Origin of the sequence: Falsiroseomonas sp. (assembly GCF_051859025.1) — a bacterium.
Taxonomy (GTDB): Bacteria; Pseudomonadota; Alphaproteobacteria; order Acetobacterales; family Acetobacteraceae; genus Falsiroseomonas.
Genome location: NZ_JBHYGL010000001.1, coordinates 849,892 through 863,291 on the forward strand (window position 1 = coordinate 849,892; position 13,400 = coordinate 863,291).

Annotated in this window: 15 protein-coding genes; 10 read left to right on the forward strand and 5 right to left on the reverse strand. The window is 70.3% G+C overall.

Going from position 1 to position 13,400, the window contains the following annotated elements; genetic code table 11:
- Positions 1-21: 21 nt before the first annotated feature.
- The 6 genes from ACTIE5_RS04125 (at position 22) to ACTIE5_RS04150 (ending at position 5,267) form a co-directional block, all read left to right on the forward strand.
- Positions 22-735 (forward strand): ABC transporter ATP-binding protein, encoded by a 714-nt coding sequence (locus ACTIE5_RS04125; protein WP_439548418.1) that lies wholly within the window; start codon positions 22-24, stop codon positions 733-735.
- Positions 735-1,499 (forward strand): ABC transporter permease, encoded by a 765-nt coding sequence (locus tag ACTIE5_RS04130; RefSeq protein ID WP_439548653.1) that lies wholly within the window; start codon positions 735-737, stop codon positions 1,497-1,499. Before ACTIE5_RS04125 ends, ACTIE5_RS04130 begins: the two co-directional genes overlap by 1 nt.
- Positions 1,496-2,461, forward strand: a complete 966-nt coding sequence (locus tag ACTIE5_RS04135) for an ABC transporter substrate-binding protein (RefSeq protein ID WP_439548419.1) — start codon at positions 1,496-1,498, stop codon at positions 2,459-2,461. The genes ACTIE5_RS04130 and ACTIE5_RS04135 overlap by 4 nt, the downstream gene beginning before the upstream one ends.
- Positions 2,462-2,522: 61 nt before the next feature.
- A complete protein-coding gene (locus ACTIE5_RS04140) occupies positions 2,523-3,002 on the forward strand; it encodes a YaiI/YqxD family protein (protein WP_439548420.1) in 480 nt (159 codons plus the stop codon).
- Positions 3,003-3,012: 10 nt separating this feature from the next.
- Positions 3,013-3,927, forward strand: a complete 915-nt coding sequence (locus ACTIE5_RS04145) for an alpha/beta fold hydrolase (RefSeq protein WP_439548421.1) — start codon at positions 3,013-3,015, stop codon at positions 3,925-3,927.
- 356 nt (positions 3,928-4,283) lie between these two features.
- The gene (locus ACTIE5_RS04150; RefSeq protein ID WP_439548422.1) at positions 4,284-5,267 is read left to right on the forward strand and encodes a Bug family tripartite tricarboxylate transporter substrate binding protein; all 984 of its coding nucleotides are present in this window, start codon (positions 4,284-4,286) and stop codon (positions 5,265-5,267) included.
- Between the two features lie 54 nt (positions 5,268-5,321).
- Here ACTIE5_RS04150 and prpB read toward each other — a convergent pair whose 3' ends face one another.
- The 5 genes from prpB to ACTIE5_RS04175 form a co-directional block, all read right to left on the reverse strand.
- Positions 5,322-6,245 carry a methylisocitrate lyase gene (prpB, locus tag ACTIE5_RS04155; protein ID WP_439548423.1) on the reverse strand — a complete coding sequence of 308 codons (924 nt, stop codon included), beginning with the start codon at positions 6,243-6,245 and terminating at the stop codon, positions 5,322-5,324.
- A 154-nt stretch (positions 6,246-6,399) separates the two neighbouring features.
- Positions 6,400-6,867 (reverse strand): nucleoside deaminase, encoded by a 468-nt coding sequence (locus tag ACTIE5_RS04160; protein WP_439548424.1) that lies wholly within the window; start codon positions 6,865-6,867, stop codon positions 6,400-6,402.
- Positions 6,868-6,880: 13 nt separating this feature from the next.
- Positions 6,881-7,474 carry an MSMEG_1061 family FMN-dependent PPOX-type flavoprotein gene (locus ACTIE5_RS04165; protein ID WP_439548425.1) on the reverse strand — a complete coding sequence of 198 codons (594 nt, stop codon included), beginning with the start codon at positions 7,472-7,474 and terminating at the stop codon, positions 6,881-6,883.
- 11 nt (positions 7,475-7,485) lie between these two features.
- On the reverse strand, positions 7,486-8,478 hold the full coding sequence (locus tag ACTIE5_RS04170; RefSeq protein WP_439548426.1) for a Bug family tripartite tricarboxylate transporter substrate binding protein: 993 nt from the start codon (positions 8,476-8,478) through the stop codon (positions 7,486-7,488).
- An 89-nt stretch (positions 8,479-8,567) separates the two neighbouring features.
- On the reverse strand, positions 8,568-9,977 hold the full coding sequence (locus tag ACTIE5_RS04175; RefSeq protein ID WP_439548427.1) for a sodium:proton antiporter: 1,410 nt from the start codon (positions 9,975-9,977) through the stop codon (positions 8,568-8,570).
- 160 nt (positions 9,978-10,137) lie between these two features.
- On the opposite strand from ACTIE5_RS04175, the gene ACTIE5_RS04180 reads away from it, so the two are divergent.
- The 4 genes from ACTIE5_RS04180 to ACTIE5_RS04195 are packed head-to-tail and all read left to right on the forward strand — an operon-like array spanning position 10,138 to position 13,280.
- A complete protein-coding gene (locus tag ACTIE5_RS04180) occupies positions 10,138-10,812 on the forward strand; it encodes an SRPBCC family protein (protein ID WP_439548428.1) in 675 nt (224 codons plus the stop codon).
- The gene (locus tag ACTIE5_RS04185) at positions 10,809-11,711 is read left to right on the forward strand and encodes an AAA family ATPase (protein ID WP_439548429.1); all 903 of its coding nucleotides are present in this window, start codon (positions 10,809-10,811) and stop codon (positions 11,709-11,711) included. Before ACTIE5_RS04180 ends, ACTIE5_RS04185 begins: the two co-directional genes overlap by 4 nt.
- Before the next feature lie 19 nt (positions 11,712-11,730).
- Positions 11,731-12,954 (forward strand): vWA domain-containing protein, encoded by a 1,224-nt coding sequence (locus ACTIE5_RS04190; protein WP_439548430.1) that lies wholly within the window; start codon positions 11,731-11,733, stop codon positions 12,952-12,954.
- Positions 12,951-13,280, forward strand: a complete 330-nt coding sequence (locus ACTIE5_RS04195) for an XdhC family protein (RefSeq protein WP_439548431.1) — start codon at positions 12,951-12,953, stop codon at positions 13,278-13,280. The genes ACTIE5_RS04190 and ACTIE5_RS04195 overlap by 4 nt, the downstream gene beginning before the upstream one ends.
- Positions 13,281-13,400: the final 120 nt, after the last annotated feature.

The following is a 13,400-nucleotide window of genomic DNA, read 5'->3' on the forward strand; positions in this document are numbered from 1 at the left end:
CGCGCGCCCGGATTCCGTATCATGCTGCCCCAGGGGCTGGCCCTGGGGGGCGTGCCCGTGCTCGGGCCGCTCGACCTGACGCTCGCGGGCGGGGGCACCACGGCGCTGCTCGGGCCCTCGGGGTCCGGGAAATCGACGCTGCTGCGGCTGGTGGCGGGGCTGGTGGCGGTGCCGGCGGGCGGGCGCGTGATCGGCACGGATGGATCGGCCGTCTCCGGCCGTATCGCCTACATGGCGCAGCAGGACCTTCTGGTGCCCTGGCGGGATGTGCTGGGCAACGTGACGATGGGCGCGCATCTCCGTGGGCAGGCGCCGGACCTGGCACGGGCACGGGCGCTGCTGGCGGAGGTCGGGCTGACCGAGGCCGATGCCCGCAAGCCGCCGGCCCAGCTCTCGGGCGGGATGCGGCAGCGCGTGGCGCTCGCCCGCACCCTCATGGAAGACCGGCCAATCGTGCTGATGGATGAGCCCTTCAGCGCCGTCGATGCGCCGACGCGCCACCGGATGCAGTCGCTCTCCGCTCGGCTGCTGGCCGGGCGCACCGTGCTGCTGGTGACGCATGATCCGCTGGAGGCGCTTCGCCTGGCGGATCGCATCCTGGTGCTGGGCGGCAGCCCCGCCACGCCGGCGGAGGTCCCGGTGCCCGGCGGCGCGCCGCCGCGCCCCGCGGGCGACCCTGCGCTGCTGGCGGCGCAGGCGGCGCTGCTGGAACGGCTGGCGGAGGCGGTTTCGTGATCCGGGCGGCGATCTCGGGCATCGGCCTGCTGCTGCTGTGGCACGGCTTCGTGTGGTGGACGGAGGTGCCGCCCTTCCTGCTGCCCTCCCCCGCGAGGGTCGCGACGGCGCTGGTGGATCGCTGGGACATCATCCTCGGCCATGCGCTGACGACGGGCACGGAGATCATCCTGGGGCTCGCGCTCGGCGCGGCTCTGGGCTGCGTCATGGCGCTGACGCTGGCGGCCTGGCCGGCGGGGCGGCGGTGGCTGCTGCCGGTGCTGCTGGTGAGCCAGGCCGTCCCGGTCTTCGCCATCGCGCCGCTGCTGGTGCTGTGGCTGGGCTACGGCATGGCCAGCAAGGTGGCGATGGCGGTGATGATCATCTTCTTCCCCGTCGCCACCGCCTTCCATGACGGGCTGCGGCGGACGGAGCCGGGGTTGCTGGACCTCGCCGCCACCATGGGGGCATCGCCGGCCGCGGTGCTGTGGCGGGTGCGGGTGCCGGCGGCGCTGCCGGCGCTGGCCTCCGGCCTTCGGGTGGCGGCGGGGGTCGCGCCGATCGGGGCCATCGTGGGGGAATGGGTCGGGTCCTCGGCGGGGCTCGGCTACCTGATGCTGCAGGCGAATGGGCGGTCCCAGGCGGATGTCATGTTCGCGGCGCTCTTCGTGCTGGCGCTGATGTCGCTGGCGCTGTGGTTCACCACCGACCGGCTGCTGCGCAGGGCGATCCCCTGGCAGCCGGATTCACTTCTTTCAGAAAACAACAGGAAGGTCCTGCCATGAAGCGGCTCCTACTCGCGCTGGCCGCGCTGCTTGCCTTGTCGCCACCTGCTGCCGCGCAGCCCGCGCGGGACCAGCTGACGGTACTGCTGGACTGGTTCATCAACCCGGACCACCTGCCCATCATCATCGCGCAGGAACGCGGCGACTTCACGCGCGCGAACCTGGATGTGCGGATCCAGGCGCCGGCGGACCCGAACGACCCGCCGCGGCTGGTGGGCGCGCGCCGGGCCGATGTCGGCGTCTTCTACCAGAAGAACCTGCACCTGGCGGTGGACCAGGGGCTGCCGCTGGTGCGGATCGGGACGCTGGTGGCGACGCCGCTTTCCACCCTGACCGTGCTGCGGGACGGGCCGGTGCGCACGCTGGCGGACCTCCGCGGCCGGCGCGTGGGCTATTCCGTCGCGGGGTTCGAGGAAGTGGTGATGGGCGTGATGCTGGAAGGCGTCGGCCTGCGGCTGTCCGACATCCGGCTGGTGAACGTCAATTTCGGCCTGTCCTCCGCCCTCATGTCGGGCCAGGTGGACGCCATCCTCGGCGGATTCCGGAACTTCGAGCTGCATCAGCTCGACATCGAGAACCGGCCCGGCCGCGCCTTCTTCCCGGAGCAGCACGGCATGCCGGCCTATGACGAGCTGATCTACATCAGCCATCGCGACCGCGCCCGCGACCCGGTGCTGCGCCGCTTCATCGATGCGACGGAGGCCGCGACCCACTTCCTGGTGAACAACCCCGAGGAATCCTGGCGCATGTTCATCGCGGGCCAGCGGCGGGAACTGGACAACGAACTCAACCGCCGCGCCTTCGCCAGCACGGCCAACCGCTTCTCCCTCAGCCCCGGCGCGCTGGACCGCAACCGCTACGAACGCTTCGCCCGCTTCCTGGCGGACCGGCGGATGATCCGGGCGGTGCCGGCGCTGGACACCTATGCGGTCGAATTGCCGCCCGCTACGACTGGGCGATGACCACGTTCATCGATGGCCGAAGGGCGCAGGCCATCGGCCGAGCACCCGGAGGCCTGAATCGATGAACCAAACTACCACCCGCCTTCTCGTCGATGCCGATGCCTGCCCCGTGCGGGAGGAGATCCTGCGCGTGGCGGCCAGGCTGGGGCTGGAGGTGATCTTCGTCTCCAACGGGTCCCGCCCCATCCGCCCGCCGGCGCAGGCGATGGTCAGGATCGTCATCGTCACCGATGGGGCGGACAAGGCGGATGACTGGATCGCGGAGGAAGCCCGGCCCACGGATGTGTGCCTGACCGCCGACATCCCGCTGGCCAAGCGATGCCTGGAGAAGAAGGCCTTCTGCCTCAACTTCAAGGGCCATCCCTGGACGGAGAACAACATCGGCTCCGCCATGGCCGGGCGGGCGGTGTCGCAGCATCTGCGGGAACTCGGCATGGGCGGCGGGCCGCCGCCCATGGCGGGGGCGGACAAGTCGCGCTTCCTCAATGCGCTGGATGCCATGGCGCATGCGGCGTTGCGGGTGGCGCGGGCGGGGGGATAGGCTTCCCGCCATGATGAAAGCCAAGGCCAGCGCCGCCTTCACTCCGGGCGAGGATTTCGCGGGCGTCGGCGTGCTGCCGCCGCTCGATGCGTCCTACGCCATGCGGCGGATGGCGCTGCCGACGGGCGTCACGATGGCCTTCACCTGGCGGCCCGGCGTGGGGCTGCCGATCCTGTTCCTGACGGCCAACCGCACCACGCGCCGCATCTTCGACTTCGTGCTGGCCGACCTCGACCTGCCCAACCCGGTGCTGGTGCCGGATTACCGCGGCCTCGGCGAGAGCGATGCGCCGGAGGGGTCGCTGTTCCGGCTGGAGGAGCACCGGGAGGATCTGGTGGCGCTGACCCGCGCGCTGGGGTGGAAGCGCTTCGCGGTGGTGGGACAGGCGACGGGCGCGACGCTCGCCCTTCTGCTGGCGACCAGGCTGCCGGAAGGCGTGGTGGCGCTGGCCGCCGGCGATGCCGCGATCGGGCTGCGCGACGATGTCTTCGCGCTGTTCCTCGACCAGGTGGAGCGCCACGACCGCGGCTTCGGCACCCGCGCCGAGGCCCTGGCGGAGACGCCGTTCCGAGAGGCCTGGCGCGACGATGTAGCGGAACACTGGCTGGATACGGCATTGACGAAATGCCCGGATGGGCGGCTGCGCTGGCGCTACGATGTGGCGGGCGTGACGGAGACGCAGCGGGCGCTGACGGCGGATTTCTGGCGCGACATCGATGTCGCGCAACCGACTTTGCTGTTCCACGGCGCGAACTGCACCGTGATCGGCGCGGATGCCATGGCGCGGGCTCGGGAGGCGATTCCCCAGGCGCGGTTCACGCGGCTGGAGGGCGCCAACCATCGGCTGACGCAGGACAATCCGGCGGGGTTTGCCGCCCTTGTGCGGGGCTTCCTGGCGGCGGAATGCGCCAGTGTGGCTTTTTAGTCACTAAAGGCTTTTAGAATTCTCCTAATTCTTGAGAAAATGCGCCGACCGGCCCGCAAGCCACTGATCCTGCAATGATTGTGGCCTAAAATTTTGAGGCCATTTAGTGGATTTAGCGGTTTTAGCACCTTTAGAACCGCCTCTCGCGGCGGCCTCGTCCACCCCTCCCCCATGCCGGTCCGATCTTCCCTCCTCAGGGGGGCTTGAGGGGGAGGATCGTCCGGCATGGGGGCTGGATGGTGGCAGGAACATAACGTGAATGTCGGGCGAAAGCCAGCGCCATCCGATGGCACGCGGCCGTCTTGTGCGGGGCCAGATTCCGGTGCGCAATGCGGGCGCTGTATCGAGAGGCGAACATGATGCTCACACGTCGCGGCTTCGCCGCGCTGACCAACAGCGGCTTCGCCGCGCTGGCCGCCCCTGCCCTGGCGCAGGCGCCCTGGCCGTCCCGCCCGCTGCGCTGGATCGTCCCCTATGCGCCGGGCGGGGGATCGGACTTCCTGGCGCGCAGCCTGGCGGCGGCGATCAGCGGGCCGCTCGGCCAGGCGGTGACGGTGGATAACCGTCCCGGCGGCGCCACCATCCCGGCCAGCGAGGCGACGGCGCGGGCGGCGCCGGATGGCTACACGCTGCTCTCGGCCGATCTGACGGCGCTGGTCATCACCCCCGCCATGGCGCGGCGCCTGCCCTATGACCCCATCCGGGACTTCAAGCCGGTGGCGCCGATCGCGCGTTTTCCCTTCGTGCTGGTGGTGCATCCCGATCTGCCGGTGCGGACGGGGCCGGAACTCGTGGCCTGGGCGCGGGCCCGGCCCGGCGCGCTGAATGTCGGCAGCCCCGGCGTCGGCACACCGAGCCATCTGGCGACGGAGCGCTTCATGCGCAGCACGGGCACGCAGGTGGCCCATGTGGCGTATCGCGGCGGCGCGCCGGCGGTGCAGGATCTGGTGACGGGCGTCGTGCAGGCGATGTTCATCGACTATGCGTCAGGGGCGCCGCACATCGCCTCCGGCGCCGTCCGCGCCATCGGGATTCCGGCGCCGCAGCGGCTGGGGCTGCTGCCGGGGGTGCCGACGCTCGCGGAGCAGGGGCTGACGGGGGCGGATATCTATTCCTGGCAGGGCGTGGTGGTGCCGGCGGCGACGCCCGACGCGATCGCGGCGCGGCTGCAAATGGAACTCGACCGGGCGCTGCGGACGGAGGCGGTGGCGGCGCGGCTGCGATCGATCAGCCTGGAGCCGCTGCCGGGGACCGGGGCGGAATTCGCGGCGCTGATCGCGAGCGAGACGGCGATCTGGGCGCCGCTGATCCGGGAATTGGGGATCACGCTGGATAGCTGAGGGGGGGCGCAAACCCCCACCCTCTCCCCCCGTGGGGGGGAGAGGGCTTTTCCGTCACTTCTGCTGGGGCATGCCGGTCGGGATGACGGTCTTCACCAGGGACGAATCCAGCGCTTCATAGTCGTGGTAGCCGATGGTCTCGTAGAGCTGGGCGCGGGTCTGCATGCGGTCCAACTGGTTCTGGGTGCCGCCATCGGTGCGGATGGCGGTGTAGAGCGTCTCCATCGCGCGGGCGGCGACGCGGAGGTGGCTGACCGGCCAGATCACCATGGAATAGCCGAGTTCCTCGAACTCCTTAGCCGTCAGGAAGGGCGTGCGGCCGAATTCCGTCATGTTGGCCAGCTTCTTCACATCCGGCATGCGGCGCGCGAATTCCGCGAACATCTCCCGGGTGGTCAGCGCCTCGGGGAACACGGCGTCGGCGCCGGCCTCAAGATACAGCTTCGCGCGGGCGACGGCGCCGTCCATGCCCTCGCTCGCCGCCGCATCGGTGCGGGCGATGATGTAGAGGTGGCGGCGCGCCTTGCGGGCGGCGGCGACCTTGGCGGCCATGTCCCGCGCATCGGCCAGCTTCTTGTCGTTCAGGTGGCCGCACTTCTTGGGCAGCAGCTGGTCTTCCAGATGCACGGCGCCGGCGCCGGCTTCCTCGAACACCCGCACCATGTGCATGACGTTCAGCGCCTCCCCATAGCCCGTATCGCCATCGACCAGGGTGGGAAGCCCCGCGGAGCGGGAGACCTGACGGATGTGGAAGGCGACCTCATCCACCGTGATCATGCCGAGGTCGGGCAGGCCCATGGTGGCGGACATGGCGGCGCCGGACATGTAGAGCGCCTCGAACCCCTGCTTCTTGGCCAGCAGGGCGGCGATGCCGAGATGCGCGCCGGGCATCTGGAGGATCTGCGGCCGGTCCAGCAGGGCGCGGAAGCGCAGGCCGGCGGGGGCGTCGGGCAGGTCGTCGGCGATGACATAGGGCATGGACGGCTCCGTGGTCTCGGGTTTGGACCATTGTGCCACCGGAAGCGACACCCCGGCCAGACGGCCAGCCCGGCAAGGGGGCCATGGCTGACCCGCCGCCAGGATCGACTGGCCCGGTGATTCGCGATGATTCCGCGAAATCGGGTGGGCCAGTTCAGCCGGGCGGGACTTCGCCGATATCCTCCGCCCAGACCGCCGGCTTCTCCCGCTGGAAGCGCGCCATCAGGGCGGCGCAGGCGGGGTCGTCGAGCACCGTGACCTCGACGCCCTTCGATCGCAGGAAATCCTCATTGCCCGCGAAGCTCCGGTTTTCCCCGATCACGACCCGCGAAATGCCGAACTGGATGATGGTGCCGGTGCACATCATGCAGGGCGTCAGCGTGGTGTAGAGGGTGGTGCCGGCATAGCTGCGAAGGCGCCCCACGCGGCGGAGGCAATCCATCTCCCCATGCGCGATGGGGTCGCCATCCTGGACGCGGCGGTTGTGGCCGGCGCCGAGCAGGCGGCCCTCCACACCATCAAGATTGGGGCCGACCAGCACGGCGCCGACGGGGACGCCGCCTTCGTCGAAACCCTGCCGGGCCTCCGCGAGGGCCAGGGCCATGAAGGCGTGGTCGTCCATCGCGGGTCTCCCGTCAGTAGAGATGCGCCTCATAGGCATGGGCCACGCGCGTCTCGGCCTCCTGCTCCCCGATCTTGCCGGTCTGGCGGGCGAGGATGCGGCCGAGGCTCGGAATCTCGCCGGGCGCGGCATGGCGGCCGGGGTCCCAGAGGGCGCTGCGCTTGAGGGACTTCCCGCAGTGGAAGAAGACCTCCTCCACCGTGACCTGGAGGGCGCTTTTCGGCAGGCGTTCCTGTGCGGCCAGGCCGCCGAGCGTGGCGGTGTCCGTCACCATTTCGGCGCTGCCGTTGACGCGCAGCGTCTCCAGCACCCCTGGCACGAAGAACAGCAGCCCGACCCTGGGGTTGGCGGCCAGGTTCTGCAGGCTGTCCACGCGGTTGTTGCCGGGGCGGTCGGGGATCAGCAGGCGTTTCTCGTCCAGCACCACGACGAAGCCGGGCGCGTCGCCGCGCGGGGAGGCATCGCAGTTCCCCGCCGCATCCGCCGTCGCCATCACCATGAAGGGGGATCGGGCGATGAAGAGGCGCGCGAATTCATCGAGCGTGTCGAACTGCTTCGCGACGGCGAGCGGCGCGGGCTCGGGGTAGATGGAGCGGAGATCGTCCATGGGGTGCGGCCTCAGCTCGGGGTTGCGCCGGAGGCACGGACCACCGGCGCCCATTTCGTGAGTTCGGCCTGCACGAAGGCGGCGGTGCCTTGCGGCGTGGTGCCGGTGACGGCGGGCTGGCCCATTTCCGACAGGCGCTGGGCGATTTCGGCCTCGCCGACCACGGCGTTCAACGTGGTGTTGAGAAGTTGGATGATGGGCGCGGGCGTGCCGGCGGGGGCGAAGACGACGTTCCAGGTATAGGCCTCGAACCCCGGCATCCCGGCTTCCGCGAAGGTCGGCAGGTTGGGCAGGGCGGCGGCGCGGTCGGGTGTTGCGATGGCGAGTGCGCGGATGCGGCTGTCCTGCACGAAGGGGACGACGGAGGCCAGCGCATCGGTCGCGAAATCGACCCGGCCGGCGAGGAGATCGGCCGCCATCGGCGCGGAGCCGCGATAGGGGATGTGGGTGGCCTGGGTGCCGAGTTGCTGCATCAGCAGCACGGCCGCCAGATGGCCCATGGAGCCGGTGCCGGAGGAGCCGTAGTTCATCTGGCCGGGCCTGGCGCGCAGCAGGGCGATGAATTCGGGCAGGTCCCGCGCCGGCAGGCCGGGATGCGTCACCAGCACGATGGGCACGCGGGCGATCTGCGCGATCGGCGCGAAGTCGCGGATGGGGTGGAAGGGCAGCCTGCCATCCTGCAGCGTCGGGTTGACGGCATGGGTGGTGGCGGTGCCGATCAACAGGGTGTGGCCATCCGGCGCGGCGCGGGCCACGGCTTCCGCCGCGATGGCGCCGCCGGCGCCGGGGCGGGCATCGACCACGACCGGCTGGCCGAGGCGCGCCGCCATGCGGTCCGCGATCAGGCGGGCGACGATGTCGGTGGGCCCGCCGGCGGCGAAGGGGATGATGATCCGGATGGGGCGAGCGGGGTAGGCGGGCTGCGCCAGGGCGCCGCTTCCCGGCAGGGCGGAAGCGGCGAAGGCTCCGCCAAGGGCCGTCAGGGCTAGGCGTCGCGAGGGCATGGCGGTTCCCGTCTTCGTTCGTGTCTTCCTCGTCATCCTGCCGGGATGGGGGCGAGTGTCAACGCGGCGGGATGGCGAAGGCTGGCACCTCAGAAGAAGATCAGCGTCACCAGCACGAAGAGCGGCAGCAGGATGCAGGCGGCCCAGGCGCAGTAGCCGAAGAAGGATGGCATGCGTTCGCCATTCTCCTCGACGATCGCCTTCACCATGAAGTTGGGGGCGTTGCCGATGTAGCTGTTGGCGCCCATGAAGACGGCGCCGCAGGAAATCGCGGCCAGGGTCAGGGCGCCCTGAGTCATCAGGTAGGCGGGATCGCCGCCGGCCAGTTCGAAGAAGACGATGTAGGTGGGCGCGTTGTCGAGGAAGGAGGACAGCGCGCCGGTCAGCCAGAAATACACCCAGGGGATGGGCGCACCGTTCGCGTCCGAGGTCAGCGCCACCAGCCCCGCCGCGCCGCCCGCGCTGCCGGCGCGAAGGATCGCCAGCACCGGCGCCATGGTGATGAAGATGGCGGCGAAGAGTTTTGCCACTTCCAGGATCGCGCCCCAGGCGAAGCCGTTGGCTTCCCGCAGCGCCGCGGTGGTGCCGAAGACGGAGGCGAGGGTGATGGCGGCAAACAGGGCGATGCCGACCAGCTTCTCCACCTCCATCGGGTGGCCGAGGACGGGGACGACGCCGAGCTTCACATAGCCCATGGCGATGACGACGGCGACGATGGCGCCCAGCAGCGCGACGTTCAGCCAGCCCTCGATGGAAAGCGGTTCCTTCGTGGTGGTCACGGGCGGCACCGGCTTCTCCCGGTTCCAGGCGATGGTGTCGAACACCCAGTAGAGGGCGAGCAGCACGACGGCGCAGAGCAGGAATTCGGCGAACATGTGCGTCGTCGGCCAGAAGAAGGACACGCCGCGCAGGAAGCCGAGATAGAGCGGCGGGTCGCCCACGGGGGTCAGGCTGCCGCCGATGTTCGCCACCAGGAAGATGAAGAAGACGAAGGTGTGGGTCTTGTTGCGGCGGAAGGCATTGGCGCGCAGCACGGGGCGGATCATCACCATGGCGGCGCCGGTGGTGCCCATCAGGCTGGCGAGCACGGTGCCGATGGCCAGCAGCGCGACATTGGTGCCGGGGGTGCCGACCAGCGATCCCTTGAGCATGACGCCCCCGCCCGCGGTGTAGAGCGCCGTCAGCAGGGCGATGAAGGGGATGTATTCCAGCACCGCCACATGGCTGAATTCATACCAGGCGGCGCCGGGGCCGAAGAAGGCGGCGAAGGGCAGCAGGAACAGCGCCGCCCAGCCGGCGGCGATCTTGCCGTAGTGGTGGTGCCACAACCCCGCGGCGAACAGCGGCATCAGCGCGATGGAGAGCAGCACGCCCACGAAGGGGATCGCCCAGGCCAGGGACAGCTCCGCCCCCGGCACGCCGGCCGCCCAGGCCGGCGCCGGCAGCGCGGCCAGCAGCGTGGCTCCAACCAGGTAGCGGCAGGCGCGCTCCATGCCCATTCACTGTCTCCCCAGACCCTTGCAAAGCGCATACAGGCAACCAACGCCGCCGTCACGATCCCGTCCGCGCGGCGCCCGCCGGCCCCCTCGCCGCGTTCCCTGCCCTTCCCGGCGGCCTCCGCCGGGCCTAACTTCGCCCGCAACAGACGGAGTGATCCCCATGGAAATGACTGGCGAACGGCGCATCGGCGCCCCCCGCGAAGCGGTCTGGGCCGCGCTGAACGACCCGGCCGTGCTGAAGGAAGCCATTCCGGGCTGCGAAAGCGTGGAGCGGATCGGGGACGACCAGTTCCAGGCCAAGGTGTCCATGAAGCTCGGCCCGATGTCGGCCAAGTTCGGCGGCAAGGTCACGCTGTCCAACATCAACCCGCCGGCCTCCTACACCATTTCCGGTGAGGGCACGGGCGGCGCGATGGGCTTCGCCAAGGGCGGCGCCGATGTGGCGCTGGATGAGATCGGGCCGAGCGAGACGGTGCTGCGCTACAATGTGAAGGCGCAGGTCGGCGGCAAGATGGCGCAGCTGGGCGCGCGGCTGATCGACAGCACGGCGAAATCCATGGCCGACCAGTTCTTCGACCGCTTCGCCGCGCAGGTGACGCCGAAGGTGGAGCCGGAGGCGGTGGCTGCGGAAGCGGCGCCCGAGGCCGATGCCGCCGCGCCGGCCGCCCCCGCCCGGGCCGCGGCCCCGGCGCCTGCCCATGCCGCTTCCGGCAACGACATCTTCGCGGTGGCCGGGCGACTGCTGACGCAGGATTTCATGGGCTTCCCGCCGCAGGTCTGGCTGGGCGGCGGGGCCATGGCCGTCGTGCTGCTGCTGATCTTCGTGGTGGGTTGAGCGTGACCTCGCCCGCCACGGTTGCCGATACGCAGCTCATGCTGGCGGCGGGCGGCTATGTCGCCGATCGCCAGCTGGCCACGACCATCCACCTGGCCCTGAAGATGGGCCGGCCCATCATGCTGGAAGGGGAGCCGGGGACGGGCAAGACAGAGATCGCCAAGGTCCTCGCCGCGCAGCTGCCGCGCCGCCTGGTGCGGCTGCAATGCTATGACGGGATGGATTTGGCCTCGGCGGCCTATGAGTGGAACCACGCGCGGCAGTTGATGGCGATCCGGCTGGCGGAAGCATCCGGCGAGGCGGGGGATAAGGGCAGCCTGGAGCGGGGGATCTATGACCGCCGCTTCCTCCAGGCGCGGCCGCTGCTGCAGGCGCTGGAGGGAGAGCCGGCGGTGCTGCTGATCGACGAACTCGATCGCGCCGACGAACCCTTCGAGGCCTTCCTGCTGGAGATCCTGGCGGATTTCCAGGTGACGATCCCGGAACTCGGCACGGTGAAGGCCGCGACGCCACCGGTGGTGGTGATCACGTCCAACCGGACGCGGGAGGTGCATGACGCGATCCGGCGGCGGTGCCTGTACCATTGGGTGGACTACCCCGATGCGGCGCGGGAACGCGCGATCCTGAAGATCAGGGCGCCGCAGGTCAGCGAAAGGCTCTCCGCCCAGGTGGTGGCCTTCGTGCAGGCGGTGCGCGGCGCCGATACCTTCAAGCCGCCGGGGGTGGCGGAGACGATCGACTGGGCCGCGGCGCTGTCGGCGCTGGATGCGAAGGAACTGGAGCCGGGCCTGGTGGATGAGACGCTGGGCGCGCTGCTGAAATACCAGGACGACATCGCCAAGATCCGGGGCGCGGAGGCCGCGCGGCTGGTGACGGAAGCGAAGCAGGCGGTGGCGTGACCACCGGGGGACGCCAGCGATGATCCCCCCCAAGACCGCGATGCTGCTGCCCTCCCACGCCGGGGGCGCGGCCATCGGCAACAATCTGGTGGCCTTCGGGCGGCTGCTGCGCCGCGCGGGGCTGCCGCTGGGCCCGGCGGAATTGCTGGCGGGGGCGGCGGCGCTGGAAGCGATCGAGATCGGGGACAAGGCGCAATTCCACGCCGCGCTGCGGGCCACGATGGTCCACAAGCACGAGCACTTCTTCCTGTTCGACCACGCCTTCAGCCTGTTCTGGCGCGACCCGGAAGCGGGCGCCCATGCCGCGGCCATGGCGCTGATGGACGGGATGAAGGAACAGCCCAAGCCATCCCCCGCATCCCGCCGGATGGCGGAGGCGATGCAGGGCGACAAGCCGAAGCCGCCCCGCCCGCCGGAGGAACCGCCCGAGGAACGGGTGGACATGTCCTTCACGGTCAGTGAGCGCGAACGCCTCCAGACCATGGATTTCGAGGCGATGTCGGCGGCGGAGCTGAACGCCGCCAAGAAGGAGATCCGCAAGCTGGTGCTGCCGCTGGATGCGCGGCCGACGCGCCGCTTCCGGCCGGACCATAACGGTCCCTTCACCGATCTGCGCGCTACCATCCGCGAAGGGCTGCGGACGGGCGGCGAGATCATGGACATATCCCGCCGCCGCCGCGTGGTGCGGCCGCCGCCGCTGGTGGCGCTGTGCGACATCTCCGGCAGCATGGCGCGCTACGCTCAGATCCTGGTGCATTTCCTGCACGCCGTGGCGAATGACCGGGAGAGGGTTCACACCTTCCTGTTCGGCACCAGGCTGACCAACGTCACCCGCCAGCTGAAATACCGGGATGCCGAGGTGGCGTTCGAGATGGTGGCCCATGCGGTGCCGGACTGGTCCGGCGGCACGCGGATCGGCGAATCGCTGGAAGGCTTCAACAAGGCCTGGTCGCGCCGGGTGCTCGGCCAGGGGGCGGTGGTGCTGCTGATCACCGACGGGCTCGACCGGGAGGGGGCGAAGGGCCTGGCAGAGGCGACGGATCGCCTCCGGAAATCATGCCGCCGGTTGATCTGGCTGAACCCGCTGTTGCGTTACGCCGGCTTCCAGCCCAAATCCCAGGGCATCCGGGCGATGCTGCCTCACGTCGATGAGTTTCGCCCGGTCCATAATCTCGCGAGCCTGCGTGACCTGGTGGCCGTCCTCAGCGACCCGCGCGCCGGCCGAATGGGGAGTGCCGCATGAGCACCACCACGGATTCCGAGGATATCCTGGCCACCGCCGCCCGCTGGGCCGGGGAAGGCGAGACGGTCGCGATCGCGACGGTGGTGGAGACCTGGGGGTCCTCCCCCCGCCCCGCCGGTTCGCGGCTGGCGGTGACGGCATCCGGGCGCATCGCGGGCAGTGTCTCCGGCGGGTGCATCGAGGGGACGGTGGCGGAGGTGGCGCGGGAGACGATGGCGACCGGTGCGCCGCAATTGCTGGATTTCGGCATTACCGACGAACGCGCCTGGGAAGTCGGCCTGGCCTGCGGCGGCAAGCTCAAGGTCTTTGTGGAGAAGCTCGGGTGAAGGCCGTTTCACGCCCTCAGGCGCCGGGCGCGGCCTCCGGCCGCTTGGCTCGCCGGACGACCGGCGGGCGCCATTCGGCGCCTCGGCCCTGCCGGGCCGCCATCGCCCCCCTCGGAGCGC

Coding starts and splice junctions, on each gene's coding strand:
- ACTIE5_RS04125 (WP_439548418.1), top strand. CDS start 22: ATGCTGCCCCAGGGGCTGGCCCTGGGGGGCGTGCCCGTGCTCGGGCCG.
- ACTIE5_RS04135 (WP_439548419.1), top strand. CDS start 1,496: ATGAAGCGGCTCCTACTCGCGCTGGCCGCGCTGCTTGCCTTGTCGCCA.
- ACTIE5_RS04140 (WP_439548420.1), top strand. CDS start 2,523: ATGAACCAAACTACCACCCGCCTTCTCGTCGATGCCGATGCCTGCCCC.
- ACTIE5_RS04145 (WP_439548421.1), top strand. CDS start 3,013: ATGATGAAAGCCAAGGCCAGCGCCGCCTTCACTCCGGGCGAGGATTTC.
- ACTIE5_RS04150 (WP_439548422.1), top strand. CDS start 4,284: ATGATGCTCACACGTCGCGGCTTCGCCGCGCTGACCAACAGCGGCTTC.
- prpB (WP_439548423.1), bottom strand. CDS start 6,245: ATGCCCTATGTCATCGCCGACGACCTGCCCGACGCCCCCGCCGGCCTG.
- ACTIE5_RS04160 (WP_439548424.1), bottom strand. CDS start 6,867: ATGGACGACCACGCCTTCATGGCCCTGGCCCTCGCGGAGGCCCGGCAG.
- ACTIE5_RS04165 (WP_439548425.1), bottom strand. CDS start 7,474: ATGGACGATCTCCGCTCCATCTACCCCGAGCCCGCGCCGCTCGCCGTC.
- ACTIE5_RS04170 (WP_439548426.1), bottom strand. CDS start 8,478: ATGCCCTCGCGACGCCTAGCCCTGACGGCCCTTGGCGGAGCCTTCGCC.
- ACTIE5_RS04175 (WP_439548427.1), bottom strand. CDS start 9,977: ATGGGCATGGAGCGCGCCTGCCGCTACCTGGTTGGAGCCACGCTGCTG.
- ACTIE5_RS04180 (WP_439548428.1), top strand. CDS start 10,138: ATGGAAATGACTGGCGAACGGCGCATCGGCGCCCCCCGCGAAGCGGTC.
- ACTIE5_RS04190 (WP_439548430.1), top strand. CDS start 11,731: ATGATCCCCCCCAAGACCGCGATGCTGCTGCCCTCCCACGCCGGGGGC.
- ACTIE5_RS04195 (WP_439548431.1), top strand. CDS start 12,951: ATGAGCACCACCACGGATTCCGAGGATATCCTGGCCACCGCCGCCCGC.